Origin of the sequence: Mesorhizobium sp. M0833 (assembly GCF_040319905.1) — a bacterium.
GTDB lineage: Bacteria > Pseudomonadota > Alphaproteobacteria > Rhizobiales > Rhizobiaceae > Mesorhizobium.
Map to the genome: position 1 here is coordinate 167,341 of NZ_JAMYOQ010000009.1, position 26,288 is coordinate 193,628.

Sequence of the window (26,288 nt, forward strand, 5' to 3'; positions counted from 1 at the left end):
GGTTCAGTATTTGGCTTTGGCCAGCAAGGATCTGCTGTTTGAAAACGCCGGCGCGCCCCCTTGTCCGCTCAGCGCTCCTCCTTGTCGCGGCCGCGATGACGCTGGCGCTGACGCCGGCAAAGGCCTCGGATTTTTCCGAACCTTGGAAGGATGCGGACCGGGCGCTGGTCGTCGACGCCTACGAATACAATTCCATCGACTGGACCCGGCTAGCCGACGACAAGCGTCTTGTCGGCTTCATCAACAAGGCATCGGACGGAATGCCGCCACCCTATTTCTGTTTCGGCGACGAGACCGAGCTGCGGCTGTGCAAGACGCTTTGGAAACGCCATGCGATGGCACAGGAACTGTTCCAGACGCGCAAGGTGGTGGCCAAGGCACTGGGCCTGAAATGGGGTGCCTATCATCTCGCCCGCCCCGGCAACCCCGTGGGACAGGCCAATAATTTCATCAATTTCGTGAAACCCGGGCCGGATGACCTGCTTGCCCTCGATATCGAGGACGATGACCCCACCCAATGGATGTCGCTCGAGGATGCCGAGGAATTCGTGCGCCATGTGCATCGTCGGGTTGGCCGCTTTCCGGTGCTCTACACCAACGGCACGACAGCCCGGCATATCGCCGACAACAAGTATAAATACCCGCTCCTGTCCCGGCTGCCGCTGTGGTATGCGCGCTACAAGCCAGACATCGGCCTGCATTTTCCGATGGGCAACTGGCAGGGCTATGCGCTCTGGCAGTTTTCGGCGCGAGCAAATTGCGGCCGGTTCCGCTGTCCCTACCGGGTCGCGGGCACACCCAACGATATCGACGTCAGCGTCGCGCCGATGAACGCGACGGAATTGCGCGCGCAGTGGCCGTTCGGCGGCCTGATCGACGTGCAGCCGGATTATCTCGCCTTGATACCGGTGCCGCTCTCACGCGAGGCGGGGCTCGCTGGCACTGCCATGACCTACGCCACCGTGGCAGCACCCCCGAGCCTCGAGCAACTGGTCGCGGTATTCAGGGCGCGCTTGGCCAGCTTCAGCAGCGGCTTTCAAATGCCGGCTGCGAAGACGGCGCCGAGCCTTCCCCGCGGGATTGCCGAATATGTCGCCTGGATGCGAAACGAAAAGCGTGCGGCATCGGACCCTGGAATTGTCTCCGCCGCCGGTGCGGTCAGCACCGTCTCGACCGAATTCTACCGCGGCCTGCACTGAGGCCGGAGGCCGCCTGAAGCGTCAGTTCGACTGCTCGCGCGCCAGTGCCAGCCAGCCAATATCACGGCGGCAAAAGCCTTGCGGCCAGTCGATCCTGTCGAGCGCGGCGTAAGCCTTCTTCTGCGCCTCGCCGACGGTGCGGCCGGTCGCCGTGATGTTGAGCACGCGACCGCCATTGGCGACGAGTGCGCCGCCGTTTATCGCGGTGCCGGCATGAAATATCTCGACGCCCTCACCCGCCGCCGCCTCGACACCGCGGATGACCGAGCCCTTTTCCGGCGTTCCGGGATAACCCCTGGCCGCCATCACCACGGTGAGCGCCGCGTCGTCGCGCCAGCGCACCGAGGTGTGCGCCAGTTGGCCGTCAGCGGCGGCGTTGAGCAGGACGAGCAGATCGTCCTTCAGCCGCATCATCAGCACCTGGCATTCCGGGTCGCCGAAACGGGTGTTGTATTCGATCAGCTTCGGCCCCTTGTCAGTAATCATCAGCCCGGCGAACAGCACGCCGGAAAACGGAGCGCCTGTTTCAGCCATGCCGCGCATGGTCGGCTCGACGATCTCGCGCATGGTTCGGTCGATCATCTCCGGCGTCATCACCGGCGCCGGCGAATAGGCGCCCATGCCGCCGGTGTTCGGGCCGGTGTCGCCGTCACTGAGGCGCTTATGGTCCTGCGCCGTGCCAAAGGGCAGCGCGGTGGTGCCGTCGCACAGGCAGAAGAAACTTGCTTCTTCACCGACGAGAAACTCCTCTACCACCACTTCTGTGCCGGCTTGGCCGAAGGAGCCATCAAAACAGGCGTCGAGCGCGGTCCGCGCCTCGTCAAGCGTCATGGCGACGGTGACGCCCTTGCCGGCAGCTAGGCCGTCGGCCTTGATGACGATCGGCGCACCCGTCTTCTCGACATACGCCCTGGCCGAAGCCAGATCGCCGAAGCGGCCATAGGCGGCGGTCGGGACGCCGTATTTGGCGCAGAGGTCTTTGGTGAAACCCTTTGATCCTTCCAGCCGTGCCGCCGCCTTTGACGGGCCGAAGACGCGGATGCCCTCGGCGCGCAGGTCGTCGGCAATGCCGGCGACCAGCGGCCCTTCCGGCCCAACCACGACGAGGTCTATTTCATTCTCGCGGCAAAACCGGGCCACCGCCGTGTGATCCGCAATATCGAGCCTCACCAGCTCGGCTTCGCGGCCGATCCCCGGATTGCCGGGCACCGCATAGAGTTTGGTCAGCAGCGGTGACGCCGCCATCTTCCATGCCAGCGCATGTTCTCGTCCGCCGGAGCCGATCAGTAAAACACGCATGCCCAGATTCCTCGTCATTCCAAGACCAGGACTGCGCTATTGCGCCGCGCCCGACGGGTCAAGACATTTGGCTGCCGAAGCGCCGATTGCGCGCGGCGAGCGTGCGGGGGCTGCTTGACGCTTGACGGCATTCGCCTCTGCTGCCACTTCAGCAAAATGGAAACCGTCCAGTCGAAAGCGGCCCAGGGCCGCGTCGCCGATGCGCCGAGCGGCCACTGGGTCTATCGCGCGCTGCCGCGGGGGTTGTGGCCCTATGCGCAGCTTGCCCGGTGGGACCGGCCGATCGGCTGGCAATTGCTGCTGTGGCCATGCTGGTGGTCGGCTGCACTTGCCGCGAGCGCCTATCCGCGTCTGACGGATCCGCTGCTCTCGCTGCTGCCGTCGCCGTGGTACCTGCTGCTGTTTTTTCTCGGTGCGTTCGCCATGCGTGGCGCCGGCTGCACCTACAATGATTTGGTCGACGAGGACATCGACAACCAGGTGGAACGCACGCGCTCGCGGCCGCTGCCGGCCGGCAAGGTCACGCGCCGACAGGCCTGGATGTTTGTTGTCCTGCAGGCACTGGTCGGCCTCGCTGTGCTTTTGCAGTTCAACAGCTTTGCCATCTCGCTGGGCATCGGCTCGCTGGTCATCGTCGCCATCTATCCGTTCATGAAGCGATATACCAATTGGCCGCAACTGGTTCTCGGCCTTGCCTTTTCCTGGGGAGCGCTGATGGGATGGGTGGTCGAGTTCGGCGATCTCGATGGGCCGGCAATCATGCTCTACATCGGCTCGATTCTGTGGGTGATCGGCTACGACACGATCTATGCGCATCAGGACAAGGAAGACGACGCCATCGTCGGCGTGCGCTCGACGGCGCGCCTGTTCGGCGATAACACCAAAGCCTGGCTGGCCGGGCTTTATGGCGGAGCGCTGGTCTGCTTCGCCATTGCCTTTGCCTCGGCGCAGGCACCGGTGCCGGCGCTCGCCGGGCTGATCGCCGCCGGCGCGCATATGGCGCGGCAGATCGCCGTGCTCGACATCGACGATCCGGACCAGTGCCTGAGGCTGTTCAGATCGAACAACCAGGTCGGCTGGCTGATCTTCCTCGGGCTGATCGGCGGCGCAGCCTGGGTGGCGCTGAAGCCGCTGGTTTAGCTACTCTCGCGAAATCAGCTCCTCGCCGCCGATGACCAGCCTGAGGCCGAGATCGCCGGCGCGGCGGCGGGCGAGGAAGCGCGGGCGGCGCATGGTCGAGACGCGACCCTTGCGGCGGTCCTGCGCCGGCAGCGCCTTGATGGCGGCGCCAAGCGATTCTTCCAGCGTGCGGGCAATGCCGTCGGCCTCGATCAGCAGCATCGGCAGGCGGTAGGCGTCGGCCCAGGCGCGCCAGTCGGCGGCGACATCGTCGAGATCGTCGGCGACCAGCAGCGGCACCGACAGCATCGGGTCGTTGTGCAGAAGCTCGAGCGTCACTGTGACATTGCCATCCGGATCCTCCATGGCGCGGGCGGCGACGCCGCGAAACGCGTTGGCGGGCAGAGCGATGATCGCCGGCACGCCGCTCATCTCCAGCGTGCGGCGGATAACCGCGCCGCGCTGGTCGATGGTGAAGGTAACGTCGCCATAGTCGTCACGCGTCGCGTAGCTCACCACCTGCGGCAGGCGGAATGGATCAAGGCGCATATTGCGCCCGGCCCAGACTGGCTTCAGTCCAGTGTTCATGTCGTGCCTTTCCTGTTTCTCCTGAGAGCCGGTGTTTCCGGTTCTCCGGGCCGGTTTTCCCAGCCTCGTTGTGGAGAAACATTAGCGCGAGCTTCTTATCCTCGCGCTTAAGAAAGTCGGTTAAATTTTGCTGATCCGGGGCGGATGGTTATCGGATTGCGAACCGGCGCAGGCCGGCGAAAGGATCAGATAACCTTACCGGGATTCATGATGCCGGCCGGGTCGAACGCGGCCTTCACCCGGCGCATCAGCTCGATCGTCATCGGCGGTGCCGTCGCGATCAATTCGTCCCGCTTCAACTGGCCGATGCCGTGCTCGGCCGAGATGGAGCCATGAAACGAGCGCACGACGTCGTGCACGGCCTTATTCATGACGTGGTAAAGGCCGAGAAACGCTTCGTCATCGCCGTCGACCGGCCGGGAGATGTTGTAGTGCAGGTTGCCGTCGCCCATGTGGCCGAAGCAGACGACGCGTGCGCCGGGACTGACCGACTGCACGGCACCGGCGGCCTTTTCGATGAATGGCGGGATTGACGCCACCGGCACCGAGATGTCGTGCTTGATCGAGGCACCTTCCGGTTTCTGCGCCTCGGGCAGCACCTCGCGGAAATTCCAGAACGCGTCGCCCTGGGCAATGCTTGCCGCGATCACCGCATCGCCGACGATGCCTTGCTCGAGGCCTGCCTCCAGCACCTCCTCGATCAGGGCCCTGGCATCGTCGGCCGAACGGCCCGACGAGAACTGCATCAGCACATACCACGGCCAATCGCCGGCCAGCGGCCGCACCACGCCTTGCGCGTGGGCAAGCGTAAAGTCGTAGGGCCTCTGGCCGATCAGCTCGAAGCCGGTGAGCGCTGCCCCGGCACGATCCATCGCCAGGCTGAACAGCGACAGTGCCGCCTCCGGCGATGACAGGCCGGCAAACGCCACCTCGCGCCCCTTCGGCTTGGGGAAAAGCTTGAGCACGGCGGCGGTGATGATGCCGAGCGTGCCTTCCGCGCCGACGAACAGGTTCTTCAAATCGTAACCGGTATTGTCCTTTTTCAGCTTGCGCAGATCGTCGAACACTTCGCCGGTCGGCAGCACCACTTCGACGCCGAGGCACAGCTCGCGCGCATTGCCGTAGGCAAGCACGCCGGTGCCGCCGGCGTTGGAGGAGAGATTGCCGCCGATCTGGCAGGAACCTTGCGCGGCAAGTGACAGCGGAAACAGCCGGTCGGCGGCATCGGCCGCTTCCTGCAGCGTCTGCAGGATGACGCCGGTTTCGACCGTCACCGTGTTTGACAGCGTATCGATCTCGCGGATGCGGTTCAGCCGCGACAGCGACAGCACGATCTCGCGGCCGGATGCGTCCGGCACCTGGGCACCGACCAGCCCGGTGTTGCCGCTTTGCGGCACGATGGGCGTGCCGGTTTCGGTCGCCAGCCGCATGATGCGGCTGACCTCCTCGACGGTCCCCGGCCTCAGCACCAAAGCCGTCCTGCCATGCCAAAGTCCGCGCCGCTCGGTGAGGTAAGGCGCGATGTCCTGCTGGTCGCGCAGCGCATATTTGTCGCCGACGATTGCCGCAAAGCGCGCGACGACAGCGGGGTCGAGGTCGGGGGAAATGTCGTTCATGGGTGGAAACTATGGTGCCCAATCCATCTTGTCACGAGGGGCGATCTTGTCACGCGGGGCGGCGGCGCGCGAAAGCCTGTCGTTGATCGCCTCGCCCAGCCCGTCGAACGGTATCGGCTCGACGGCGATGGTTCTGGCGCCGCTGCGATCGAGATCCTGCAGATGGGCGAAGAGATTGCTCGCTGCCTCGCGCAGGTCGCCGGTCTCCGACAAATTGCGCAGTGCGGCTGCATCGCGCCAGCCTTCGGCACGGCTGCGGCCGAAGGCCAGCAGGGCTTCGCCCGGTGCGACCTCCGCAGCATTGAGCCGCACCGCCGCACCTGGTGCATAGTGCGAGGCGAGCATGCCGGGCGCCTCGATGGCCGAAGCGCCGCGCAGCAACTTCACCCCGGCGACCGCTTCGATCTCTCCGGCGGCAATGCCGCCCGGCCGCAGCAGCCGCGGCTTTCCAGCTTCGACCTTGAGGATGGTCGATTCCAGCCCGACCGGCGTCGCGCCGCCATCGACCACCAGCTTGATCCTGGGGCCGAGGTCGGCGGCCACGGCTTCCGCCGTCGTGGCGCTGATCCTGCCCGAGGAATTGGCGCTGGGCGCCGCCAGCGCGCGACCGAGCCTGGCGATCAGCTCGCCGCCAAAGCCTTTCGGCATGCGCAGCGCGATGGTGTCCAGCCCTGCGGTGACCAGCGGATGAATGCCGTTGCCGGGCCGTTGCGGCAGCACGAGCGTCAGCGGCCCCGGCCAGAATGCCTGCGCCAATCTTTCCGACAGCGGATCGAACAGCGCGATGCGCTCGGCCATCGCCGGATCGGCAACATGGGCGATCAGCGGGTTGAAGCGAGGTCGGCCCTTGGCTTCGAAGATACGAGCCACGGCAACGCCGTTGGTCGCGTCGCCGGCCAGCCCATAGACGGTCTCGGTCGGGATGGCGACGACATCGCCGCTCTCGAGCAGCGCCAACGCCCTTTCCATCGCCTCGCCGACGGCACGAATTTCAGCCACTGTCGTCACCTCACAGATGCGGGTGCCTAATACGGCGACGCCGGGCGGGCAAGCCCAGGCGTCGGCGAATCGCAAATCGCTAAAATGCTATGTTTCCTCGCAAGCCGGCATCAATTGCCCTCGGCTAGGGTGCCGTCTTCTTGGACAAGGGGAACTATCATGCTTTCGATGCGTATCGTTGGCGCGCTTGGCCTGGCGGTTATGGCCGGCACGGCGCAGGCTTCATCGCTCGTTTTTGTCGGGCAGACGACTGAAACGCCGTCGGTGGTAAGTGCCAGCGCCCTCGAACGGGCGAAAACACCGTCGATCGTCGCGCTCGGCGAGAAGTTGCCTGACGTCAATGAAAACGTCACCGATGAAAAGGTCGCGGCAATCCCGAGCCAGCCGAGTCATGGCTTCGACGGAAGCCCGATGATCATTCGCGGCGGTATCGTCGGCGATGCCTTTGCAACGCCCGCGCCCAAAGCCGCGCCGGCCACCGCTGCCGCGCCCGCCGCGAACAGCAAGGCCGATCCAAAGGTCGCCAGCAAAACCCCTGAGCCGGCCGCGCCGCAGCCTGCGCCGCTAGCAGCTCCCGATCAGCCCAAATAGCGCCTGAAGCACAAGCGATGATTTTTTCGCGGATGTCAGCCGGCTATTTTCGAGAAATCGGCGACCCGGTCCGTCGCCGCGCGGATGCGGGCGAGCAATGCCAGGCGATTGGCGCGCACCGCCTGGTCCTCATCGTTTACCAGGACTTTCTCAAAGAATGAATCAACTGGCTCGCGCAACACGCTAAGCGCCAGCATGGCGGCGGAAAAGTCTTCGTTTTGAATTGCTTCGCCGGCTTGCCTCTCGGCCTGATTCACCGCGGCGAACAAGGTTTTTTCGGCGTTCTCCCGGAACAGAGCCGGCTCAACGCTGCTTGCGATGGCTGTCCCCTTCTTCTCTTCGGCAGCCACAATGTTGGCCGCGCGCTTGGTGCCGGCAAGCAGGTTTTTGCCGTCCTCGGTGTCGAGGAAGGAGCCGAGCGCCTCGACACGGCGGACGATCCGCAGGAGGTCGTCGTTGGACGATTGGCCGATCTCCCCCCTAGAGGGGGAGATGCCCGGCAGGGCAGAGGGGGGCGCGACAGAATGAGAGGCTGGCGGGACAGCGCCCCCCTCTGTCGGCTTCGCCGACATCTCCCCCTCTAGGGGGGAGATTGGGCGCGAACCTGCCGCCAACACCGCGTCGATCAGATCATGCCGCGCGCCCTGGTCGCGGAGATAGACCTTTAGGCGATCGTGGAAGAAGGCGAGGAGGTCGGCAATTATCTCAGCCGCGGAGTGGTCTGGCAGTTCGATGCCACGTACCTCCGAGGACAGCGAACCTGCTTGTTCACTGATCAAATCATCGGCTGATCCCACACCGGTCGTGAAATCACCCCCATCGTCAGCTCGCCAGACCACCGAAAACCGATTACCGCCATTGAAGGTAAGCCCGAATAGCGCGTTTAAAAACTGGCGCTGGAGCGGCAGTCTTACCCCATTCTCGACCAAAATTCTTACCACCCCCAGCGCCGCTCTTCTCAACGCATAGGGGTCCTTCGATCCCGTCGGCTTTTCATCAATGGCCCAGAACCCGACCAGCGTATCAAGCTTGTCGGCCAGCGCGACGGCAACCGACACCGGATCGGTCGGCACGTGATCGGACGGTCCTTGCGGCTTGTAGTGTTCCTCGATCGCCGCGGCGACGGAAGGATGCTCGCCCTGCAGCAGTGCGTATTTGCGGCCCATGGCGCCTTGCAGTTCCGGAAATTCTCCGACCACCTCGGTGGTGAGATCGGCCTTGGCCAGGACTGCAGCGCGGCGTGCGAGCGCGGGAATCTCCCCCCTTGAGGGGGAGATGTCGCCGAAGGCGACAGAGGGGGTCGGCTCGCGTGGAGCGCCGACTTCCTCTTTCTTCGAAAGGCCAGATCGCGTCGCGCCAGCCGAAGCGACCCCCTCTGGCCTGCCGGCCATCCCCCCCTCAAGGGGGGAGATGGCGCGCACCACGACCGGCGCCAGTTCTTCCGCCAGCCGCTTGATGCGCTCCACCCGCTCGCCCTGTGTGCCGAGCTTGGCGTGGAAGGTGACGCCGAGATGGTCGAGGCGGGCCATGCGCTGGTCGAGCGGTTTGTTCAGATCGAGCCCGAATTTTTCCGCCGATGCCTGCAACTGGTCGAGATCCGGCAGGTCGCCCTGGTCGGTCTTCCAGAAATAGAGCGCGTCGGACAGGCGCGCGCGCACCACCTTGCCGTTGCCGTGGGCGATCTCCTTGCCGCCGTCCTTGGCCTCAATGTTGGCGGTCAGGATAAAGCGGTTGGAGAGGTCTTCGCCGGCACCGTGCGGCCGCGTCACGAAACACTTCTGGTTGGCGCGGATGGTGAGCCTGATCACCTCGGCCGGAATGGTCAGAAAATCCTGCTCGAATTCGCCCATCAGCACGACCGGCCATTCGACCAGGCCCGACACTTCCTCCAGCAGCCCCTCGTCCTCGACGAGGTCGAGCCCGCTGGCGAAGGCGAGATTCCTGGCATCGGCAAGAATGATCTCCTTGCGTCGGTCGGCATCGAGCACGACCTTGGCCGCCTCAAGCTTGGCGACATAATCGTCGAAGCGGCGCACCGTGATGGCGCCCGGCGCATGAAAACGGTGGCCGTAGGTGACATTGCCCGAGCGGATGCCGTCGATCTCGAAATCGACCACCACCGGCTCCTCGGTTTCGGGGCCGAAGGTGCACAGGATCGATTGCAGCGGCCGCACCCAGCGCAACGAGCCGGGCTTGGCCGAAGCCGGCCCCCAGCGCATCGATTTCGGCCAGGGAAAGTTGCGGATGATGCCCGGCACCAGCTCGGCGATGATCTGCTCGGCCGGCCGGCCCGGCCTGGCAATATGGGCGACATAGAAGTCGCCCTTCTTCGGATCGGAATGAACATGCGCGTCGGCAATCGAGGCAAGGCCGGCCTTGCGCAGAAAACCTTGCACCGCCTGCTCGGGCGCCTTGGTCGAGGGGCCCTTGATCTCCTCGTTTATGTCCTTCGAGCGGGCGGTCAGACCGCGGATGTCGAGCGCCAGCCGGCGCGGCGTCCAATATTCGCGCGCCGCCTCATAAGTCAGCCCGGCTTCGACCAGACCGTCGGTCAGCAGCTTCTTCAGGTCGCCGGCAGCTTTTCTCTGCATACGAGCAGGAATCTCTTCCGAACGGAGTTCTAAAAGCAGGTCGGGCATTGAGTGTGCTCACGCGGCAAATGGTCCGGGCGGGGCATAGCAACTCGGCCGGCCGCTGTCACCCTTCCCAGCAAAGTCGGGCCTGCACGATCGCGGCATCCAACGGCGATTTCCGAAAAAATTCATCCGCCTGTCGGACACGAAGCGGTCCGCCCGTCCTTGGGTCAAAGATTTCCATCAACCGAACGCAGCGCTGAAGCGACCAACGCTCAGGCAGAGAACTATTGGCTAAACGAATGAAAACGGCATCGACATTCCTGCAGATCCTCGCGCTCAGCGCCTGTTTTACAGCACAGGTGCATGGCACGTTCTCGATGCCCGGCGTCAGGCAAGCGCTGCGGACAATAGCCGGTGCAAGCGGCCAAGGTACGTTGCCAATCAGCGCTCCTGTCGAAATCGCCTGGAGCTAATGTGCATGTCGCGCAAAAGTGTGCAGCGGTTTTGCGATAACGACATGCATCAAAACAAGAACTTAAAGCGCGTCGCATGAGGCCGGTCGAACGCGCTTTAAGCCGCCATTCCGCCCGCCTGCGTCAGCAGAAACGCCTCGCCGCAGGCTTTGGCCAGATTGCGCACCCGCAAGATGTAACTCTGGCGCTCGGTGACCGAAATCACGCCGCGTGCGTCGAGCAGGTTGAAGACGTGGCTGGCCTTGATGCACTGGTCGTAGGCGGGGAATACCATGCGGTGACAACCCTCCCCCTTGAGGGGAGGGTGGCCCGAAGGGCCGGGTGGGGTCGCCCGCACAGTGCTCGACGCTTGACTTGAGGTGCCTTCTGAGATGACCCCCTCTGCCCGCTTCGCGGGCATCTCCCCCTCAAGGGGGGAGACAGGGGCGCCGGCTTGTAGCAGCGCCTTGCACTCGGCTTCGGCGTCTTCGAAATGGCGCAGCAGCATCGCGGTGTTGGCGAATTCGAAATTGTGGCGCGAATATTCCTGCTCGGCCTGCAGGAAGACGTCGCCGTAGGTCACCTTGTCGGCGCCTTCGCGGCCGTTGAAATTGAGGTCGTAGACATTGTCGACGCCCTGCACATACATGGCCAGCCGCTCCAGCCCGTAAGTGAGCTCGCCCGCTACCGGTGCGCATTCGATGCCGCAGACCTGCTGGAAATAGGTGAACTGCGACACCTCCATGCCGTCGCACCAGCACTCCCAGCCCAGCCCCCAGGCGCCCAGCGTCGGGCTTTCCCAGTCGTCCTCGACGAACCGGATGTCGTGCAGCAGCGGATCGATGCCGATCGCGGCCAGCGAGCCGAGGTAAAGCTCCTGCAGATTGGGCGGATTGGGCTTCAGGATCACCTGGTATTGGTAATAGTGCTGCAGCCGGTTCGGGTTCTCGCCATAGCGGCCGTCCTTGGGGCGGCGCGACGGCTGGACATAGGCCGCGTTCCAGCGTTTTGGGCCGAGCGCGCGCAATGTCGTGGCCGGATGGAATGTGCCGGCGCCGACTTCCATGTCGTAAGGCTGGAGGACGACGCAGCCATAGTCCGCCCAGTAATTATGCAAAGTCAGGATCAGCCCCTGGAACGAGCGGCTGGGATGCATGTGGGCAGGGATATCAATGGTCACGGCGGCCTCCGGCGGGATGCGGCACCTCGTAGAGTGCCGCTCCGCGACCGTCAAGGCAAAGGGGTCACCCCTTCGGGGCGGGCGCCGGCTCGGGCTTCACCTTGGGGGTTTCCTGCGCCGTGTTGGATTCGATCGGCGGCAGGCCCTTCATCAGCTTTTGCTGCAAGGCGGACAGCACATCCGGGTCCGGCTTCAGGTCGCGGGCCTGGTTCCACTGGAAGGTGGCTTCCAGTTTGCGGCCGACGCGCCAGTAGGCGTCGCCGAGGTGATCGTTGAGCACCGGATCCTCCGGCTTCAACGAAACGGCGCGTTCCATTTCGCGCACCGCGTCGTCGAACTGGCCAAGGCGGTAATAGGCCCAGCCCAGCGAGTCGACGATGTAGCCGTCGCTCGGCCTCAGGTCGACGGCCTTCTGGATCATCGCGAGGCCTTCCTTGAGGTTCATGTTCTTGTCGACCCAGGAATAGCCGAGATAGTTCAGGACCTGCGGCTGGTCGGGGTAGAGCTCCAGCGCCTTGCGGAAATTCGGCTCGGCCTTCGGCCATTCCTTCAGCCGCTCATAGGCGATGCCGCGCTGGTAGAAGATGTTCCAGTTGGCGGCGGTCGGCGTCTTCAGCACCTCGACTGCCTTGTCGTAAAGATTGGCGGCGGAGCGGAAGTCCTCCTTCGCGGAATAGACGCCGCCGAGCGCCAGATAGGCGCGCATGTCGTCTGGATGCGCATCGACGATGGCTTTGAGGTGAGCGATCGCCTCGTCATTGCGGTCGAGATCGGCAAGGTTGAGGCCAAGCTGCAGGTCCGAAAGCTCCTTCAGCGGCGAGCCGGCGGGAATGCGGCGATAGAGCGCGATGGCGCCCTCGCCGTCCTTCAACTGCTCGGCGACCGCGGCAAGCTGAACAAGCGCCGCGTCATTGCCGGGCCGCAGCGCCAGGGCATATCGCAGATAAAGCCGCACGAACGGCTCGCCGCCGCCGCGGTTGAGCGCGGTGGCGAGATCGAGCAGGATCTCCGAGGCGCCGTCCGAGGGACCGGCAACGAATGGTTCGATCTTTTCGCCCTTGTTGATCTTGTCGCGAAGCGCTGCAATCTCGACCTTGCCGGGCGCAAACGCCTCGGCCTTGTCGAGCACCGACAGCGCCTTGGGCTTGTCGCCTTTGCGGGCGAGGAAAGAGGCGTAGGCCTGCGCGTTGCGCATCCATGTTTCGGGCGCCGCACCGCCAGCGGCCGTGTCTTGCAGGGTGGCGGTGTAGAGCGCATCCGCCCTGTCGGGCAGGCCCGAGGCGTCGGCAATCAAGGCACGGTGGAACGACTTGAACGGGCTGAACCAGTCGGGGCCCTGCAGCTTGTCGATGGAAGCCATGGCCTCGCCGGCGTCGCCCTCACCTTGCTTGGCCCAGCCGGTCATGACGCCGGAGATCAGCCGGTCGAGATCGGATTCGAGCGAAAGCTTGAGCCAGTATTCGGCCTTGGAGAAATCCTTCTTGTGGAAGGAATCGATCGCCAGCGCCAGGCGCGAGAAGCGCTCGACGTCGGGAACCGCCTTGAGTTTGTCGGCATAGACCAGGGACTCGTCGAAGCGCCCCTGCGCGATCAGCGACAGCATCAGGCTTTGCTGCAGTCCCGTATCGTTCGGATCGAACGCAAGCGCCTGCTTGTAATAGGAAATGGCGCTGTCGAGGTCGTTGTCGCCTTCGGCAATCCGCGCCGCGAGATAGGCTCCCGAGAAGGATGTGATCCTGACCGGCTCGGCGGTCTGTCTGGCATGCGCCGGCAAAGCCGAGATCGCCATGCCCGTCGCGATTGCCAGCCCCGTCAGCCAGCGCGCATATCCTTGCCGCATCATATCCCTTTCAGCCAAACGCCATCTCCGCGTCAGCGGGATCGCCGTAGACTCGATCTTTACAGGTAAAGCATGGCCTTTTTGGGGTCATGCTTCAACCCGGCCCGAATTCACAATCGGGTCAAGCAATTAATAAACCATGCCGAAAGAGGTCGCACGACCGCATTGCGACAAGCCGGCAATGGGAAACCGGCGTCACGGCCCGGAACTCAGGACGTTTGCGAAAGGCTTGCGTCGAGCGCCTGCATGGCGACGGTGACAAGATCGTGCAGCCGCTTTTTCGGCACGCCGTCGCGTGCCTGGACCGAAAGGCCGTGCATCAGCGTGGCGTAGTAATCACCCAACGTCTCGGCGTCGGTACCCGGCTTCAATTCACCATCGCGCACCGCTTGCTTCAATCGCTCGACGATCGATGCGGTACGCGCCAGCCGATGCTCCGCCAGCCATTGCTGCACGGCGTCGTTTTCGACGGCGCAATTGGTGGCGGCCGTCACCACCATGCAGCCCTGCGGCTGCCCCGGCCGCGTATAGATTTCGACGGCGTCGCGAAGCATGCGCTCAATGACGCGCCGGACGTTTGGCTCTTCCTGCAGCGCGCGTGTGGCAAAGCCGCCCTCATTGGCCTCGTAAAGTGCCACCGCTTCGCGAAACAGATCCTCCTTCGAGCCGAAGGCGGCATAGATGCGCGCCGATGCGAGGCCAAGCGCCGAAACGAGATCGGCCATCGAGGTGCCCTCGTAGCCACGTCTCCAGAAAGCGTCCCGGGCTTTCTCCAGCGCCTGGTCGCGGTCGAACTCCCTTGGCCTTCCCGCCATTGCGGCCTCCAATTTTTGTTGATCAACAAATAATCCGCTTGACTTCGGATTGCAAATCTCAATTCTTTGTCGATCATTAAATAATTGTCGACAAGGAGACCGACATGAGTTCACTGGATCAAGGCGCGCCGCTCGGGGCAATCGCAACGCAAGGGACAACCGGTGTGAAGCGCGGCGCAACGCTCGCGCTGCTCGCCTTCGCGCAGCTCATCATCTCGCTCGACCTCAACATCGTCTTCGTGGCCCTGCCGGAGATCGGCGCCGGCCTCGGATTTTCCGGGCAGACCCTGCAATGGGTGGTGAGCGCCTACACGGTCTTTACCGGCGGGTTCCTGCTGTTCGGCGGCCGGGCCGCCGACCTGATCGGCCAGCGCCGCGTCTTCATCTTCGCACTCTGGCTCTACGCGCTTTCTTCGCTTGTCGGCGGCCTGGCATGGTCACCGGAAATCATCATTGCGGCACGTGCGGTACAAGGCATCGGCGCCGCATTCCTGTTTCCGGCGACGCTGTCGCTGATCAACCGTCTGTTCGCCGAAGGACCGGAACGCAACCGGGCGCTCGCCGTCTGGGGCGGCGCGGGCGCCAGCGGCCTGACGCTCGGTTCGCTTGCCGGCGGGTTTCTGACCAGCGCCTTCGGCTGGCCGTCGGTCTTCTACGTCAACGTGCTGCTGGCCGGGATCGCCATCATCGCGGCTTTCGCCATCATCCCGCGCGATCGCAAGCGGCACGAGCACCGCAGCTTCGATCTGCCGGGCGCATTGACCGTCACCGCCGGGGCGACGCTGCTTGTCTTCACCCTGGTTCAGGGGCCTGAATATGGCTGGGGATCGACCGCAATCATCGTCAGCGCAGCACTGGCGGCATTCTTCCTGATTGCCTTCACCGTGATCGAGGCGAAGAGCGCCGATCCGCTGATGCCGCTGCGCCTGTTTTATAACCGCAGCCTCGTCGCCGGCATGACGATAACCTTCCTCTACATGGCGACTTTCGGAGCGCTGCCCTACTTCCTCACTGTGCTGCTGCAGAACGTGCACGGCTTCACCGCCTTGCAGACGGGCCTTGCCTTTCTCGTGCCGTCGGTCGCCATCGCCACCGGCACGCAAGCCGGCGAGCGTCTGGCGACGCGCTTTTCGACGCGCAGCACCCTGGTCGGCGGCATGATCGTCGGCGCGGTCGGCACTGCATTGATGGTATCAGGCGCGACCGCGGAGAGCAGCTATCTGTCCCTCGTACCCGGCCTGATCGTCTCCAGCGTCGGACAAGGCATCGTCTGGACCGCAATGTGGATTGCCGCCGCTTCCGGCGTTGCCCATGACCAGCAAGGCGTCGCCTCGGGCATGGCTTCGACGACACTTAATGTCGGCAACGCCATCGGCATGGCCGTGCTGATAGCGATTGCGAACAGCCAAATCGGCGAATTATCAGGCGACGCCTTGAAAATCGCCGTCGCCGACGGCATCCGCGTCGCCTTCTGGCTCGCGGCGGCGGGCATCGCCGCCAGCCTGCTCGCAGCAATGGTGCTTCCGGCAAAGGCGCGATGAGAACGACGCGGGGCGCCGATGGCTGTCAATTCACCCGGCTGATGCAGAAATCGATGACGTCGATCAGTGCAGACTTCTGCGGCGTCGCTTCGAGCGGCGCCAGCGCGTCACGGGCGATTTCGCCGAAATGGCGGGCGCGCCCGATGGTGTCGGCAATCGCCCCGTGGCGGAGCATCAGGCCGATTGCCTTTTCCAGCCCGGCATCGTCGGCGGCATTGTCCTCGATGGCGCGTTTCCAGAAGCTGCGCTCGGCCTTGGTGCCGCGCCGATAGGCGAGGATCACCGGCAGCGTTACCTTGCCTTCGCGGAAATCGTCGCCGACATTCTTGCCGAGATCCTTGCTGGTGCCGCCATAATCCAGCGCGTCGTCGATCAGCTGGAAAGCAAGGCCGAGATTCATGCCGTAGGAGCGGAGTGCTGCGCGATCGTTGCGCGTCGCCTGGGCGATGACAGGGCCGACCTCGGCGGCGGCTGAGAACAGCGCCGCGGTCTTGGCCTTGATCACGGCGAAATGCTCGTCCTCGGTGGTTTCGAGGTTCTTGGCGGCGGCAAGCTGCATCACCTCGCCTTCGGCGATCACCGAGGCCGCACTCGACAGGATGTCGAGCGCTTCCAGCGAGGCGACATCGACCATCATGCGAAAGGCCTGGCCGAGCAGGAAATCGCCGACCAGAACACTGGCCTGGTTGCCCCAGATCATGCGCGCCGTCTTCTTGCCGCGCCGCATGCCGCTTTCGTCGACAACGTCGTCGTGGAGAAGTGTCGCGGTGTGCATGAATTCGACCGATGTGGCGAGCTTGACATGGCCGTCGCCGGAATAGCCGAACATCTGGGCGGCGGCGAGCGTCAGCATCGGCCGCAGCCGTTTGCCGCCGGACGAGATCAGATGGTTGGCGATCTCCGGGATCATCTCGACATCGGAGCCGGCCTTCGACAGGATCAATTTGTTGACGCGCCCCATGTCGGCCGCGGTCAGGTCGATGAGGTCCTTTATCGAGGCGGCTTCGCGCTTCCCGTTTTCAATGTTGAGAACGACACCCACGGCAAAACTCCCAACCTCGATATGCACGACGGCAACATGGTCCCTGGACAGACTCTAGGGTGTCACCCACCGGTGCGGCAAGAGGCGAATTGGCGCGCCGGCTCTGGTACATGATCACGCCTACGTTTACATCAACGCCGCAAACTGCGAGTTTCATCCGATGATAGAGCTCATCCGCACCAACGACGCCGTCATCATTTCGTTTGTCGAATCGCTGATGCGCGATGCCGGTATCGGCTGTTTCGTCGCCGACCAGAACATGAGCGTGCTCGACGGCTCGATCGGCATCCTGCCCCGCCGTGTCATGGTGGACGCCGACAAAGCCGATGCGGCACGGCGCATCCTGACGGATGCCGGCATCGCCAACGAGATCCGCCAAAAATAATGTCCGCGTCGCCCGCTGCCCTTGTCCCGGACATGCCAGCTCACACGGTCGATGCCTTCCATCGCGGTCGCTTCTGGCTGGTGCAGCCGAGAAAGGCCGGCCACCGCGCCGGCATGGATGCGATGATGCTGGCGGCTGCCGTGCCGTCCTCCTTCGCCGGGCGGCTGGCCGACTTTGGCGCGGGTGCCGGTGCCGCCGGCCTGGCGGTGCTGTCGCGCTGCCCCGCTGCCGCGGCCGTGCTTGTCGAGCGTTCCCCGGAAATGGCGGCCTTCGCCACCACCACGCTTGCCCATCCCGGCAATGCGCATCTCAGCGACCGCGCCTCGGTGCTCGTCGCCGATGTCGCGCTGTCGGGCCGGGCGCGAACGGCCGCCGGCCTCGAGGACAACAGCCTCGATTTCGTCATCATGAACCCGCCGTTCAATGCCGCCGAGGATCGCGCGACGCCCGATCCGCTGAGAAAAGCCGCGCATGTCTCGGAGGATGGATTGTTCGACAGCTGGATCCGCAGCGCGGCCGCGGTGGTGAGGCCGGGCGGCGGGCTGGCCGTCATCGCCCGGCCGGAACAGCTCGGCGCCATCCTCGATGCCGTTGCCGGCCGCTTCGGCGACGCCGAGATGCTGGCCGTCCATCCTCGCCCCGAGGCGGCGGCGATCCGCATCGTCGTCCGGGCAGCACTCGGCGCACGCGGCAAACTGTCGATCCAGCCGCCGCTGATGCTGCATGCCTATTCCGGCAACGGCCCTTCGGAACGGGCGGAGCTGATCAATAACGGGCTGGCGTCGCTGTTCGGAGACTGATCCATTCTGATTGCCGGGGTGACGGCATTGCCGTTGGCCGGCGAATTCCTACATGCCTCAAGCAAATCGACCGGAGACCGCCCCCTCGTGAAACGCCTTTTCAACCGCCTGCTGCCGAAATCCTGGCGCTCCACCGTCGTCACCATTCCGGTCATCCGGTTGCACGGCACGATCATGCCCGGCGGCGGCCAGTTCCGGCCGAGCCTGTCGCTCGCTTCCACCGCCGGTCTTCTCGAAAAGCTGTTTTCCTTCGATGCGCCGGCGGTCGCCATCTCGATCAATTCGCCAGGCGGCTCGCCGGTGCAGTCGCGGCTGATCTTCAGGCGCATCCGCGACCTGGCGAGCGAGAAGAACAAGAAGGTCCTGGTTTTCGTCGAGGACGTGGCGGCATCAGGCGGCTACATGATTGCGGTCGCGGGCGACGAGATCTTTGCCGACCCGTCCTCCATCGTCGGCTCGATCGGCGTGGTGTCGGCCTCGTTCGGCTTTCCCGAGCTGTTGAAGAAGATCGGCGTCGAGCGCCGCGTCCACACCGCCGGCCAGAACAAGGCGGTGCTCGACCCGTTCAAACCGGAAAGGAAGGAAGACGTCGAGCGGCTGAAGGCGCTGCAACTGGAGGTCCACGAGACCTTCATCGACCTCGTCAAGGACAGGCGCGGCAGCAAGCTCAAGGACGATCCCGACCTGTTCACAGGCCTGTTCTGGACGGCCAAGAAGGGGCTTGAACTCGGGCTGGTCGATGCGCTCGGCGACATGCGCAGCGTGCTGAAAAGCCGTTTCGGGCCGAAAACCCAGCTCAAGCTGATCACCGCGCCGCGCGGCCTGTTCGGCCGCTTCGGCCTGTTCGGCTCGAGCTTTTCGGCGCCCGACATCGCTGCCGCCGCGGCAAGCGGCGTCATCGATGCGGCGGAAGAGCGCGCGCTGTGGGCGCGCTTCGGGCTTTGAAAAGCCGGTGAAAGCGTCTAGCATAAATCATCAACCGACCCGACCGGCCTTGCCGGCCTTGCGAGGGAGGAGTTTGACATGCCGCAGATTATTTTCTTCGCCGTCGTCGGCATTGCCGCCTATTTCGGCTACCGCTCCTTCGTCAGGGAAGCCGAGCGGGTGACCGCCAAGGTACGTCGGGCCGAAAAGCAGACGGCCAACGGCACGATGGGAACGCTGGTCAAGGATCCGAAGACCGGCGAATACCGTCTGGCCAAGGATTGACCGTCGTCCCCCTCGCGGCCGAGCCCATGAACGCCGAGGCCAGCGTCCGGGCATTGCATGCGCACGCCAAGATAAATCTCGCGCTGCACGTCACCGGCCGGCGCGCCGACGGTTATCACATGATCGAAAGCCTGGCTGTGTTCACGCGCTTCGGCGACCGCATCGAGACAGAACTTGCCGACAGCGATGGGTTTTCCGTGTCCGGCAAATACGCCTCCGCGGTGCCGGTCGACGACAATAATCTGGTGGTGAGAGCGCGCGACGCACTGCGTCGCGAGGCCGGTTCCCAACACGCGCCGGCTGTCGCCATCCGGCTCGAAAAGAACCTGCCGGTCGCGTCCGGTATCGGCGGCGGATCGAGCGACGCGGCGGCTGTGCTGCGCGCCCTGGTCCAGATCTGGGGACTTGATGTCGACGATGCCGAACTGGCGCGGATCGGCCTGTCGCTCGGCGCCGACGTGCCGATGTGCCTCGCTGCCAAGCCGCTGATAGCCCGCGGCGTCGGCGACGAGCTGACACTCGTGCCGGATTTCCCGGCGCTGGGTCTGGTGCTCGTCAATCCCGGCACTGCCGTCTCGACGGCCGACGTGTTCGAGGCGCTTGGCCGCCGCGACAATGCGGGGCTGCCGCCGCTGCCGCACAGCCTCGACTTCCACAGCATCCGTAACTGGCTGGAGATCACCCGCAACGATCTCGAACTTGCGGCGCGTGCAATCCAGCCCGTCATCGGCAAGGCGCTTTCCGTGCTTAACAAGGCCGGAGCCGGTTTTGCCAGGATGTCGGGTTCCGGCGCCACCTGCTTCGGGCTGTTCGAGACCGGCAACGTGGCCAAGCGCGCGGCCGTCGATATCCGCGGCCGCCATCCCGACTGGTTTGTCGCGGCGACGCGAAGCGTGACATCGGAGGCTGATGCCTATGGCCAGCATTGACGTGAGCCGCCCCTTCGTTCCCGTGCGCATCGCGGTACTGACCGTTTCCGATACGCGCAGCCTCGTCGACGACAAAACCGGGCAAACGCTGGCCGACCGCATTGCCGAGGCCGGCCACATCCTCGCCGCCCGCGACATCGTCACCGACGACCGCGACAAGATCCGCGACAAGGTCCTGGATTGGTCAAGGGACGAAGCGATTGATGTCGTCATCACCACCGGCGGCACCGGCTTCACTGGCCGCGACGTGACGCCGGAAGCGCTGGAGCCGATCTTCGAAAAGCGCATGGACGGCTTTTCCGAAGTGTTCCACCGCATCTCCTACGACAAGATCGGCACCTCGACGATCCAGAGCCGGGCAACCGGCGGCGTCGTCAACGCCACCTTCGTCTTCGTGCTGCCGGGCTCGCCCGGCGCCTGCAAGGACGCCTGGGACGGTATCTTGAAGCCGCAGCTCGACTACCGGCACATGCCCTGCAACTTCGTCGAGATCATGCCGCGGCTGGACGAGCATTTGCGGCGCGGCTGAGGCGAGCCAAGGTATCAGCCAAGCGACCTCGGTTTAGCGAATGACCGGCTCGCCGTGAAAACGGCGGCGCGAGGGCGGCGACACGCCGAAGCCGACCTCCATCATCAGCCGCGGCGTGCGCGTCGGCACGGTGCCCATATGGAAGCCGAACGGGTCCTCGACAAAGCCGAGGCCGGCCGGCCCGGTCAGCGTGACCGGGCTCTGCTCGCCGTAGACGCCCAGCACCTCTTCCGCCGAATGGCCGACCAGCAGCGTCAGCTGGTGCTTCAGGATGCGGCGGTTGTGGGAGCCGCGGACATAGACATGCGGCCCGGTGTCGTTGTCGACCGGCACCAGGTAGAAGAAAAACTTCAGCATGCGCCAGTCATCGAGGTCGAAATGGTATTTGCCGAGCGAGGCCATGTTCTTGTCGGCGTCCGAGACGCCACCGGTCGGAAAGCTCCACCAGATGCGGGTGGTGATCAGCTTGGCCTGGCTGCCGAGATAGTGCGCTGCAATATCGAAAAGCAGCGGATCGCGCTGCACGGCGACCGCAGCGTTGCAGTCGAGGATCCGTTCGAAATAGTGACCGCTGAGCAGCGGGCGGCCGAAATGCTTTTCGGCATCCGCGTGTTTTTCGGGCAGGAATTCCAGCCGGCGGTCGAAATTGCCGAAGCATGGCGTGCGCTCGGCGAAGCGGGCAATCTCCTCATGGATGGCGGCCGACAGCATCAGGCCCGAATAGAGCCCCTCCGTCCGCAGCGCGCCGACGACGGCATCGCGGTCGACGCCGGCGAACATTGTTTCACCGACATTGCGCGCCGGCGGAACGGGCTTTGCACCGCGCCAGTGCAGCCGCCGTGCCGGCATGGTGCGGGCCAGCATGAACATCGGCAGCCATGCCGGATTCTCGCGAAGGTCGGAAAGATAGGTCGGGATGCGGGCGGCGATGCGGCGCAGCGTACCGCCGTTGCGTGCGATCGCCTCGAGGCTTGCAGCGCCGGACTTGTCGGGGCTTGAAAGGGTCATCGGGGTCCTCAAATGTCGGGGGAACAGCATCGACGATAGTCGTCGCCGCCGCTCCGGCACACCCCAAACCTATTCGCCCGTTTCGCAGGGAATGGTAACCCCCGGCCAGATTTTGTGCAATGCACAATAGCGACGACCTGCCAGAAAATTTGCTTGGGCGGCATTCCCTAGGCCCGGGATGGTAAGCCGTCACTTCCGCGGCGCCACCCAGATCTCGGCGTGGAGCCTTCTTGTCGCCAGGCCGCGGGCGATCGCTTCGGCGCTGCGGGCGCTCTTTGATAGCGCGGCGGCCTGACGCTTGCTGATCACCAAGCCTTCGGCGAGAGCGCGATTTCCGGCAAAGACGCGTGACAGGAAGGGCGCGCGGCTGCCGCGTGCCCGCGAAAATCGCGCCGCCATGGTTTGCCTGGCGGTATGGGCGACGACCTCGTCGATCCAGCCCTCCCCCAGCCGCGCGCCCGGTTCCAGCAAGAGCAGCCAGTCGCCCTTGGCCTGCCTGATGCCGGCAGCAATGCCGCCGCTGACATAGTGGCAGCCGGCATGTTCGGCGACGCGGTGCGTCTGATCGGTCGAGCCGGTGTCGCAGACGAGAACGTCGCGCACCACGCCCTCGACCGCGCCGCCGATCAGCGAGGCGAGCGTGCGGGCGAGGCCCTCCTCGTCATTCAGGGTTTCGATCAGGACGCTGAGCATGTTTAGCCGAATAGCGGAAAGCGGTGGGCTGCGCCAGTTTTTGCGGCACGCCGCGAGAAAGTTCTTGCTTTGTTCTCGTCGACGCGATAGGAATACATTCATGAACAGAGCGATTCGACAGCGGGCGGACAGTCCCTGGGAAAGGGCCAAAATGGAACAGATCGTGCGTGCCGACATTGCCGCCTTCGGCGCTGGCAGGGCCGAGATGGCGAATGCGATGATCGAGCAGAGCGGCATGCGCGTCCGTCCGGACCGCAATCGCGGCAGGTCGGCGGGCATCAATCCGTCCGGCCGTTTCGAGCCGGTCAGCCGGCATGTGTTCGATGACGGCTGGAGTTCGCTGGAGGAGCTGCCGCCCTTCAAGACCGAGGTACAGGTCGAGAAGCCGCGCACCATCATCACCCGCAACGAATCGCCCGATATCTCCTTCGACCGCTCGATCAATCCCTATCGCGGCTGCGAACATGGCTGCGTCTATTGTTTCGCGCGGCCGACGCACAGCTTCATGGGCTTGTCGCCGGGGCTGGATTTCGAATCGAAGCTGTTTGCCAAGCCGGATGCGGCGCGGTTGCTCGACAAGGAATTGTCCAGGGATAATTACCAGCCGCGCACCATCGCCATAGGCACCAACACCGATCCCTATCAGCCGATAGAGAAGCAATACCGGATCATGCGCGAGATCCTCGAAGTTCTGGAGGCGCGCGGCCATCCGGTCGGCATCGTCACCAAATCGGCACTGGTGACCCGCGATATCGACATTCTGTCGCGCATGGCCGAGCGCGGGTTGGCCAAGGTGGCGCTGTCGGTGACGACATTGGACAGGATGCTGGCCAGAACGATGGAGCCGCGCGCGTCGACGCCGACCAAGCGGCTGGAGGCGATCAGACAGCTTTCGGACGCCGGCATTCCGGCCTCGGTGATGGTCGCGCCAATCATCCCCGGACTGACCGACCCGGAAATGGAGCGCATCCTCGATTCGGCGCAGGCAGCGGGCGCGCGTGAAGCCGGCTATGTGCTGCTGCGCCTGCCGCTGGAGGTCGCGCCGATCTTCAAGGACTGGCTGCTGCGCCACTATCCCGACCGCTATCGCCACGTCATGTCGCTGATCCGTTCGATGCGCGACGGTAAGGACTACGATTCGGAATGGGGCAAGCGCATGAAAGGCTCCGGCCCCTATGCCTGGCAGATCGGCCGGCGTTTCGAGATCGCCGCCAAACGGCTCGGCCTCAATGCCGAACGGCGCTCGCTCAGGACCGACCAGTTCGTCCCCGCTGCCAAGGCAACCGAGCAGCTGATGCTGCTGTGACAAAGCGTCTCGCGCCAGCCGCTTTGAAGCGGCCGCAGCAGGCGAAAAATCCCGTCCGGCCTGTCCTGTCCCCGGGCTTGCAGACGGTAGCCCCCTCCTGGTCCGGTGCCCCGCCCGACCCGGAGGGGACTTGCGGAGAATCGGAGCCGATGCGAACCTCGCCGCACCATGGCTCGCCCGCGTTCCGATTCTCCGCTTCTCTTCGAAATCGTCGAGAAACCCGACTTCTCGTTCGAGACGAGAGCGATGGTCGAAGGCCTTTGGCCGGTGGCGGGAATGGACGAGGCCGGCCGCGGCCCACTCGCCGGGCCGGTGGTGGCGGCAGCGGTGGTGCTCGATCCCGCCAACATCCCCGACGGCCTCGATGATTCCAAGCGGCTGACGCATTTGCAGCGTGAGGCGCTGTTCATGAAAATTCTCGGCTCCGCACTCGCCGTGTCGATGGCCTCGGTCAGCGCCGAAGGCATCGATGCCTCCAACATTCTCAAGGCCAGCCTGGAGGCGATGCGCCGTGCAGTGGCCGGCCTGTCAATCCGGCCGAAGCTGGCACTGGCGGACGGCCGCGACGTGCCGCCCGGCCTGCCCTGCGAGGGCAAAGCGCTGATCAAGGGCGACCAGCGCTCGCAGTCGATCGCCGCAGCCTCGATCGTCGCCAAGGTGTTGCGCGACCGCATGATGTGCGGCTGCGGCAGCCATCATGCGCGTTACGGCTTCGAACTGCATATGGGCTACGCCACTGTGCGCCATCGCACGGCGATCGATCTGCACGGGCCGGTGGCGCGGCTCCACCGCGCCTCCTTCGCGCCGTTCCGGTTCGGCGGCACCGAGGTGCTGGAGGAAGAGGGTTTTTCGGGTTTGGATTGAGATTGGCGAAAGCGGCTGAGCGCGTAATCTCCCCCCTCGAGGGGGAGATGGCCGGCAGGCCAGAGGGGGTCGCCGCGCGTGAGGCGCCAAGCTCCTCTTCGTCTTACATGGCGTCGCGCCAGGACGTACCGACCCCCTCTGTCGCCTTCGGCGACATCTCCCCCTCGAGCGGGGAGATTACGCGCTCAGCCGCTTTCGCCAACAAAAAAGCCGCCAGGTTTTCCCAGGCGGCTTTCGATGAATTTCTCGACGAAGTCGCTTAATTCAGCTTCGACTTCAAATCCTGCAGAGAGGCGTTGAACAGGTCGGCGCCGGCCTTGGCGTCGATCTTGCCGGCCAGCAGCGCGCGCGCGGCTTCGACCGCGATGTCGACAGCGCTGGCGCGCACTTCGCCGATCGCTTCGCGCTCGGCCTGGCCGATCTTCTGCTCGGCCAAGGCGGTGCGCCGGGCGACATAGTCCTCGGTCTTCTTGTGCGCCTCGGCGGCAAGCATGTCGGCTTCACGCTTGGCGGCGGCAACGATGGCCGCCGCCTCCTGCTCGGCTTCCTTGCGCTTGCGCTGGTATTGGCCAAGCAGCTGCTGTGCCTCTTCGCGCAACCGGCGCGCCTCCTCGAGCTCGGAGCTGATCTTGTCGGCCCGCGCATCGAGCGCCTTGGCGATCATGCCCGGCACCTTGATGTAGATGGCGATGCCGAGGAAGATTACGAGGGCAACCGTTGCCCAAAGCGTCGCGAGAGATGTGGCGTCCATGATGCGCTCCTCACCCGGCCACGGATCTGACCGCGGCCGCGATTTCAGCCTTGCTGGCCTTGCCGCCGACAAGCGCCTCGACGATGGCCGAAGCGGTGTCCTCGGCGATCGTCCCGACTTCCTTCATGGCATTGGCCTTGATGGAAGAAATACGCGCCTCGGCCTCGCCAAGCTTCTGGTCAAGCGCTACCTCGATCGTCTTGCGGGCAGCTTCGGCTTCCGCCTTGGCCGCATCGTTGGCCTGCTGACCGATCGCATTGGCCTTGCCCTTGGCCTCCGCCAATTCCTGCTCATAGGCGGCAACGGCGGCATCGGCCTCGCTTTTCAGCCGGGCAGCATGATCGAGATCCTGCGTGATGCGGTCGTTGCGAACGTCGATGATGCCGCCGACGCGCGGCATCACTACCCGTTTCAAGAAGAGGTAGAACAGCCCGAAAGTGATTGCCAGCCACACCAGCTGTGACGGGTACGTTGCCGGATTGAATGGCGGGAACGGGCCGTGCGCCTCGGCAGGCACGCCGGTGGCGGCGTGCGTGTCGGCTTCCGTTGCGGCGGGCGCGGACTCTTGCGCAAAGGCAGATGTCACGAACATGGACTATCCCCGAAATTCAGGCCCGCCGCAGGATCGCGGCCGGCCTGTTCTATTCTTCCCAATGTTCAGCCGAACAAATATTCAGCCGAACAGGGCGAGAAGCGCGATGAGAAGCGAGAAAATACCCAGCGCTTCGGTCACGGCGAAGCCGAAAATCAGGCGGCCGAACTGGCCGTCGGCGGCCGACGGGTTGCGCAGCGCGCCCGCCAGATAGCTGCCGAAGATGTTGCCGAGGCCAACGCCCGCGCCGCCCATGCCGAGGCATGCGATGCCGGCGCCGATGTACTTTGCTGCTTCTGCGTCCATTTGTTCAACTCCTTTGGATCTAAAATTCCGTTGCAAATTCGATCCGGCGGCAATGCCGG

At 64.5% G+C, this 26,288-nt stretch carries 27 protein-coding genes; 13 read left to right on the plus strand and 14 right to left on the minus strand.

Features of this window, described 5'->3' with window-relative positions; genetic code table 11:
* Positions 1–38: 38 nt before the first annotated feature.
* Entirely contained in the window at positions 39–1,199 is a 1,161-nt protein-coding gene (locus NKH98_RS13090; protein WP_502894245.1) for a glycoside hydrolase family 25 protein, read from the plus strand.
* A 21-nt stretch (positions 1,200–1,220) separates the two neighbouring features.
* On the opposite strand, the gene purD is transcribed toward NKH98_RS13090, so the two are convergent.
* Positions 1,221–2,498 carry a phosphoribosylamine--glycine ligase gene (gene purD, locus NKH98_RS13095; RefSeq protein WP_352898967.1) on the minus strand — a complete coding sequence of 426 codons (1,278 nt, stop codon included), beginning with the start codon at positions 2,496–2,498 and terminating at the stop codon, positions 1,221–1,223.
* 156 nt (positions 2,499–2,654) lie between these two features.
* Here purD and ubiA point away from each other — a divergent pair, with 156 nt between their 5' ends.
* Complete coding sequence (gene ubiA / locus NKH98_RS13100) at positions 2,655–3,638, plus strand: 4-hydroxybenzoate octaprenyltransferase (RefSeq protein WP_352898970.1); 984 nt, start codon at positions 2,655–2,657, stop codon at positions 3,636–3,638.
* Here ubiA and NKH98_RS13105 read toward each other — a convergent pair whose 3' ends face one another.
* From NKH98_RS13105 to NKH98_RS13115, 3 genes are all read right to left on the minus strand, one after another.
* Positions 3,639–4,205: a DUF6101 family protein gene (locus NKH98_RS13105; RefSeq protein ID WP_023674094.1), complete on the minus strand. Its 567-nt coding sequence runs from the start codon at positions 4,203–4,205 to the stop codon at positions 3,639–3,641. It abuts the gene before it with no gap.
* A gap of 185 nt (positions 4,206–4,390) precedes the next feature.
* Positions 4,391–5,821: an FAD-binding oxidoreductase gene (locus tag NKH98_RS13110; RefSeq protein WP_352898972.1), complete on the minus strand. Its 1,431-nt coding sequence runs from the start codon at positions 5,819–5,821 to the stop codon at positions 4,391–4,393.
* 9 nt (positions 5,822–5,830) lie between these two features.
* Positions 5,831–6,820 carry an L-threonylcarbamoyladenylate synthase gene (locus NKH98_RS13115; RefSeq protein WP_352701627.1) on the minus strand — a complete coding sequence of 330 codons (990 nt, stop codon included), beginning with the start codon at positions 6,818–6,820 and terminating at the stop codon, positions 5,831–5,833.
* A 201-nt stretch (positions 6,821–7,021) separates the two neighbouring features.
* On the opposite strand from NKH98_RS13115, the gene NKH98_RS13120 reads away from it, so the two are divergent.
* On the plus strand, positions 7,022–7,411 hold the full coding sequence (locus NKH98_RS13120) for a hypothetical protein (RefSeq protein WP_352898976.1): 390 nt from the start codon (positions 7,022–7,024) through the stop codon (positions 7,409–7,411).
* A gap of 35 nt (positions 7,412–7,446) precedes the next feature.
* Here NKH98_RS13120 and glyS read toward each other — a convergent pair whose 3' ends face one another.
* Positions 7,447–10,050, minus strand: a complete 2,604-nt coding sequence (gene glyS / locus NKH98_RS13125) for a glycine--tRNA ligase subunit beta (protein WP_352898978.1) — start codon at positions 10,048–10,050, stop codon at positions 7,447–7,449.
* A gap of 236 nt (positions 10,051–10,286) precedes the next feature.
* Between glyS and NKH98_RS13130 the strand changes: the two genes are divergently transcribed.
* A complete protein-coding gene (locus tag NKH98_RS13130; RefSeq protein ID WP_023674088.1) occupies positions 10,287–10,460 on the plus strand; it encodes a hypothetical protein in 174 nt (57 codons plus the stop codon).
* A gap of 97 nt (positions 10,461–10,557) precedes the next feature.
* Here NKH98_RS13130 and NKH98_RS13135 read toward each other — a convergent pair whose 3' ends face one another.
* The 3 genes from NKH98_RS13135 to NKH98_RS13145 form a co-directional block, all read right to left on the minus strand.
* The gene (locus NKH98_RS13135) at positions 10,558–11,619 is read right to left on the minus strand and encodes a glycine--tRNA ligase subunit alpha (protein WP_352898981.1); all 1,062 of its coding nucleotides are present in this window, start codon (positions 11,617–11,619) and stop codon (positions 10,558–10,560) included.
* A gap of 64 nt (positions 11,620–11,683) precedes the next feature.
* Entirely contained in the window at positions 11,684–13,459 is a 1,776-nt protein-coding gene (locus tag NKH98_RS13140) for a tetratricopeptide repeat protein (RefSeq protein WP_352899041.1), read from the minus strand.
* Between the two features lie 209 nt (positions 13,460–13,668).
* Entirely contained in the window at positions 13,669–14,274 is a 606-nt protein-coding gene (locus tag NKH98_RS13145) for a TetR/AcrR family transcriptional regulator (RefSeq protein WP_352505240.1), read from the minus strand.
* A 104-nt stretch (positions 14,275–14,378) separates the two neighbouring features.
* Between NKH98_RS13145 and NKH98_RS13150 the strand changes: the two genes are divergently transcribed.
* On the plus strand, positions 14,379–15,815 hold the full coding sequence (locus NKH98_RS13150; RefSeq protein ID WP_352898984.1) for an MFS transporter: 1,437 nt from the start codon (positions 14,379–14,381) through the stop codon (positions 15,813–15,815).
* A 25-nt stretch (positions 15,816–15,840) separates the two neighbouring features.
* Here the strand turns inward: NKH98_RS13150 and NKH98_RS13155 are convergent, their stop codons facing one another.
* Positions 15,841–16,857 (minus strand): polyprenyl synthetase family protein, encoded by a 1,017-nt coding sequence (locus tag NKH98_RS13155; RefSeq protein ID WP_254818409.1) that lies wholly within the window; start codon positions 16,855–16,857, stop codon positions 15,841–15,843.
* A gap of 160 nt (positions 16,858–17,017) precedes the next feature.
* On the opposite strand from NKH98_RS13155, the gene NKH98_RS13160 reads away from it, so the two are divergent.
* From NKH98_RS13160 to moaB, 6 genes are all read left to right on the plus strand, one after another.
* Positions 17,018–17,242, plus strand: a complete 225-nt coding sequence (locus tag NKH98_RS13160) for a putative signal transducing protein (protein ID WP_023674082.1) — start codon at positions 17,018–17,020, stop codon at positions 17,240–17,242.
* Positions 17,242–18,042: a tRNA1(Val) (adenine(37)-N6)-methyltransferase gene (locus tag NKH98_RS13165; RefSeq protein ID WP_352898987.1), complete on the plus strand. Its 801-nt coding sequence runs from the start codon at positions 17,242–17,244 to the stop codon at positions 18,040–18,042. The genes NKH98_RS13160 and NKH98_RS13165 overlap by 1 nt, the downstream gene beginning before the upstream one ends.
* 87 nt (positions 18,043–18,129) lie before the next feature.
* On the plus strand, positions 18,130–18,987 hold the full coding sequence (locus tag NKH98_RS13170; RefSeq protein WP_254818407.1) for a S49 family peptidase: 858 nt from the start codon (positions 18,130–18,132) through the stop codon (positions 18,985–18,987).
* 78 nt (positions 18,988–19,065) lie between these two features.
* Positions 19,066–19,251: a hypothetical protein gene (locus NKH98_RS13175; protein ID WP_292665400.1), complete on the plus strand. Its 186-nt coding sequence runs from the start codon at positions 19,066–19,068 to the stop codon at positions 19,249–19,251.
* 26 nt (positions 19,252–19,277) lie between these two features.
* Positions 19,278–20,180, plus strand: a complete 903-nt coding sequence (locus tag NKH98_RS13180; protein ID WP_352898991.1) for a 4-(cytidine 5'-diphospho)-2-C-methyl-D-erythritol kinase — start codon at positions 19,278–19,280, stop codon at positions 20,178–20,180.
* A complete protein-coding gene (gene moaB / locus NKH98_RS13185) occupies positions 20,167–20,709 on the plus strand; it encodes a molybdenum cofactor biosynthesis protein B (protein WP_352898994.1) in 543 nt (180 codons plus the stop codon). Before NKH98_RS13180 ends, moaB begins: the two co-directional genes overlap by 14 nt.
* 33 nt (positions 20,710–20,742) lie before the next feature.
* Here moaB and NKH98_RS13190 read toward each other — a convergent pair whose 3' ends face one another.
* Together NKH98_RS13190 and NKH98_RS13195 are read right to left on the minus strand one after the other, a co-directional pair.
* Positions 20,743–21,717: a phytanoyl-CoA dioxygenase family protein gene (locus tag NKH98_RS13190; protein ID WP_352898997.1), complete on the minus strand. Its 975-nt coding sequence runs from the start codon at positions 21,715–21,717 to the stop codon at positions 20,743–20,745.
* Between the two features lie 189 nt (positions 21,718–21,906).
* Positions 21,907–22,410, minus strand: a complete 504-nt coding sequence (locus NKH98_RS13195) for a glycosyltransferase (RefSeq protein WP_023716858.1) — start codon at positions 22,408–22,410, stop codon at positions 21,907–21,909.
* A 151-nt stretch (positions 22,411–22,561) separates the two neighbouring features.
* Between NKH98_RS13195 and NKH98_RS13200 the strand changes: the two genes are divergently transcribed.
* Positions 22,562–23,716 (plus strand): PA0069 family radical SAM protein, encoded by a 1,155-nt coding sequence (locus tag NKH98_RS13200; protein ID WP_352899044.1) that lies wholly within the window; start codon positions 22,562–22,564, stop codon positions 23,714–23,716.
* 168 nt (positions 23,717–23,884) lie between these two features.
* Positions 23,885–24,580 carry a ribonuclease HII gene (rnhB, locus tag NKH98_RS13205; protein ID WP_352899000.1) on the plus strand — a complete coding sequence of 232 codons (696 nt, stop codon included), beginning with the start codon at positions 23,885–23,887 and terminating at the stop codon, positions 24,578–24,580.
* A 259-nt stretch (positions 24,581–24,839) separates the two neighbouring features.
* Here the strand turns inward: rnhB and NKH98_RS13210 are convergent, their stop codons facing one another.
* The 3 genes from NKH98_RS13210 to NKH98_RS13220 form a co-directional block, all read right to left on the minus strand.
* Entirely contained in the window at positions 24,840–25,331 is a 492-nt protein-coding gene (locus NKH98_RS13210) for a F0F1 ATP synthase subunit B (RefSeq protein ID WP_023674071.1), read from the minus strand.
* Between the two features lie 10 nt (positions 25,332–25,341).
* Positions 25,342–25,923, minus strand: coding sequence for a F0F1 ATP synthase subunit B (locus tag NKH98_RS13215; protein ID WP_352899003.1), 582 nt, complete (start codon positions 25,921–25,923; stop codon positions 25,342–25,344).
* 81 nt (positions 25,924–26,004) lie between these two features.
* Complete coding sequence (locus NKH98_RS13220) at positions 26,005–26,229, minus strand: F0F1 ATP synthase subunit C (protein WP_254820421.1); 225 nt, start codon at positions 26,227–26,229, stop codon at positions 26,005–26,007.
* Positions 26,230–26,288: the final 59 nt, after the last annotated feature.

Coding starts and splice junctions, on each gene's coding strand:
- purD (WP_352898967.1), bottom strand. CDS start 2,498: ATGCGTGTTTTACTGATCGGCTCCGGCGGACGAGAACATGCGCTGGCA.
- ubiA (WP_352898970.1), top strand. CDS start 2,655: ATGGAAACCGTCCAGTCGAAAGCGGCCCAGGGCCGCGTCGCCGATGCG.
- NKH98_RS13105 (WP_023674094.1), bottom strand. CDS start 4,205: ATGAACACTGGACTGAAGCCAGTCTGGGCCGGGCGCAATATGCGCCTT.
- NKH98_RS13110 (WP_352898972.1), bottom strand. CDS start 5,821: ATGAACGACATTTCCCCCGACCTCGACCCCGCTGTCGTCGCGCGCTTT.
- NKH98_RS13120 (WP_352898976.1), top strand. CDS start 7,022: ATGGCCGGCACGGCGCAGGCTTCATCGCTCGTTTTTGTCGGGCAGACG.
- glyS (WP_352898978.1), bottom strand. CDS start 10,050: ATGCCCGACCTGCTTTTAGAACTCCGTTCGGAAGAGATTCCTGCTCGT.
- NKH98_RS13130 (WP_023674088.1), top strand. CDS start 10,287: ATGAAAACGGCATCGACATTCCTGCAGATCCTCGCGCTCAGCGCCTGT.
- NKH98_RS13140 (WP_352899041.1), bottom strand. CDS start 13,459: ATGCGGCAAGGATATGCGCGCTGGCTGACGGGGCTGGCAATCGCGACG.
- NKH98_RS13145 (WP_352505240.1), bottom strand. CDS start 14,274: ATGGCGGGAAGGCCAAGGGAGTTCGACCGCGACCAGGCGCTGGAGAAA.
- NKH98_RS13150 (WP_352898984.1), top strand. CDS start 14,379: ATGAGTTCACTGGATCAAGGCGCGCCGCTCGGGGCAATCGCAACGCAA.
- NKH98_RS13160 (WP_023674082.1), top strand. CDS start 17,018: ATGATAGAGCTCATCCGCACCAACGACGCCGTCATCATTTCGTTTGTC.
- NKH98_RS13165 (WP_352898987.1), top strand. CDS start 17,242: ATGTCCGCGTCGCCCGCTGCCCTTGTCCCGGACATGCCAGCTCACACG.
- NKH98_RS13175 (WP_292665400.1), top strand. CDS start 19,066: ATGCCGCAGATTATTTTCTTCGCCGTCGTCGGCATTGCCGCCTATTTC.
- NKH98_RS13180 (WP_352898991.1), top strand. CDS start 19,278: ATGAACGCCGAGGCCAGCGTCCGGGCATTGCATGCGCACGCCAAGATA.
- moaB (WP_352898994.1), top strand. CDS start 20,167: ATGGCCAGCATTGACGTGAGCCGCCCCTTCGTTCCCGTGCGCATCGCG.
- NKH98_RS13190 (WP_352898997.1), bottom strand. CDS start 21,717: ATGACCCTTTCAAGCCCCGACAAGTCCGGCGCTGCAAGCCTCGAGGCG.
- NKH98_RS13195 (WP_023716858.1), bottom strand. CDS start 22,410: ATGCTCAGCGTCCTGATCGAAACCCTGAATGACGAGGAGGGCCTCGCC.
- NKH98_RS13200 (WP_352899044.1), top strand. CDS start 22,562: ATGGAACAGATCGTGCGTGCCGACATTGCCGCCTTCGGCGCTGGCAGG.
- rnhB (WP_352899000.1), top strand. CDS start 23,885: ATGGCTCGCCCGCGTTCCGATTCTCCGCTTCTCTTCGAAATCGTCGAG.
- NKH98_RS13210 (WP_023674071.1), bottom strand. CDS start 25,331: ATGGACGCCACATCTCTCGCGACGCTTTGGGCAACGGTTGCCCTCGTA.
- NKH98_RS13215 (WP_352899003.1), bottom strand. CDS start 25,923: ATGTTCGTGACATCTGCCTTTGCGCAAGAGTCCGCGCCCGCCGCAACG.
- NKH98_RS13220 (WP_254820421.1), bottom strand. CDS start 26,229: ATGGACGCAGAAGCAGCAAAGTACATCGGCGCCGGCATCGCATGCCTC.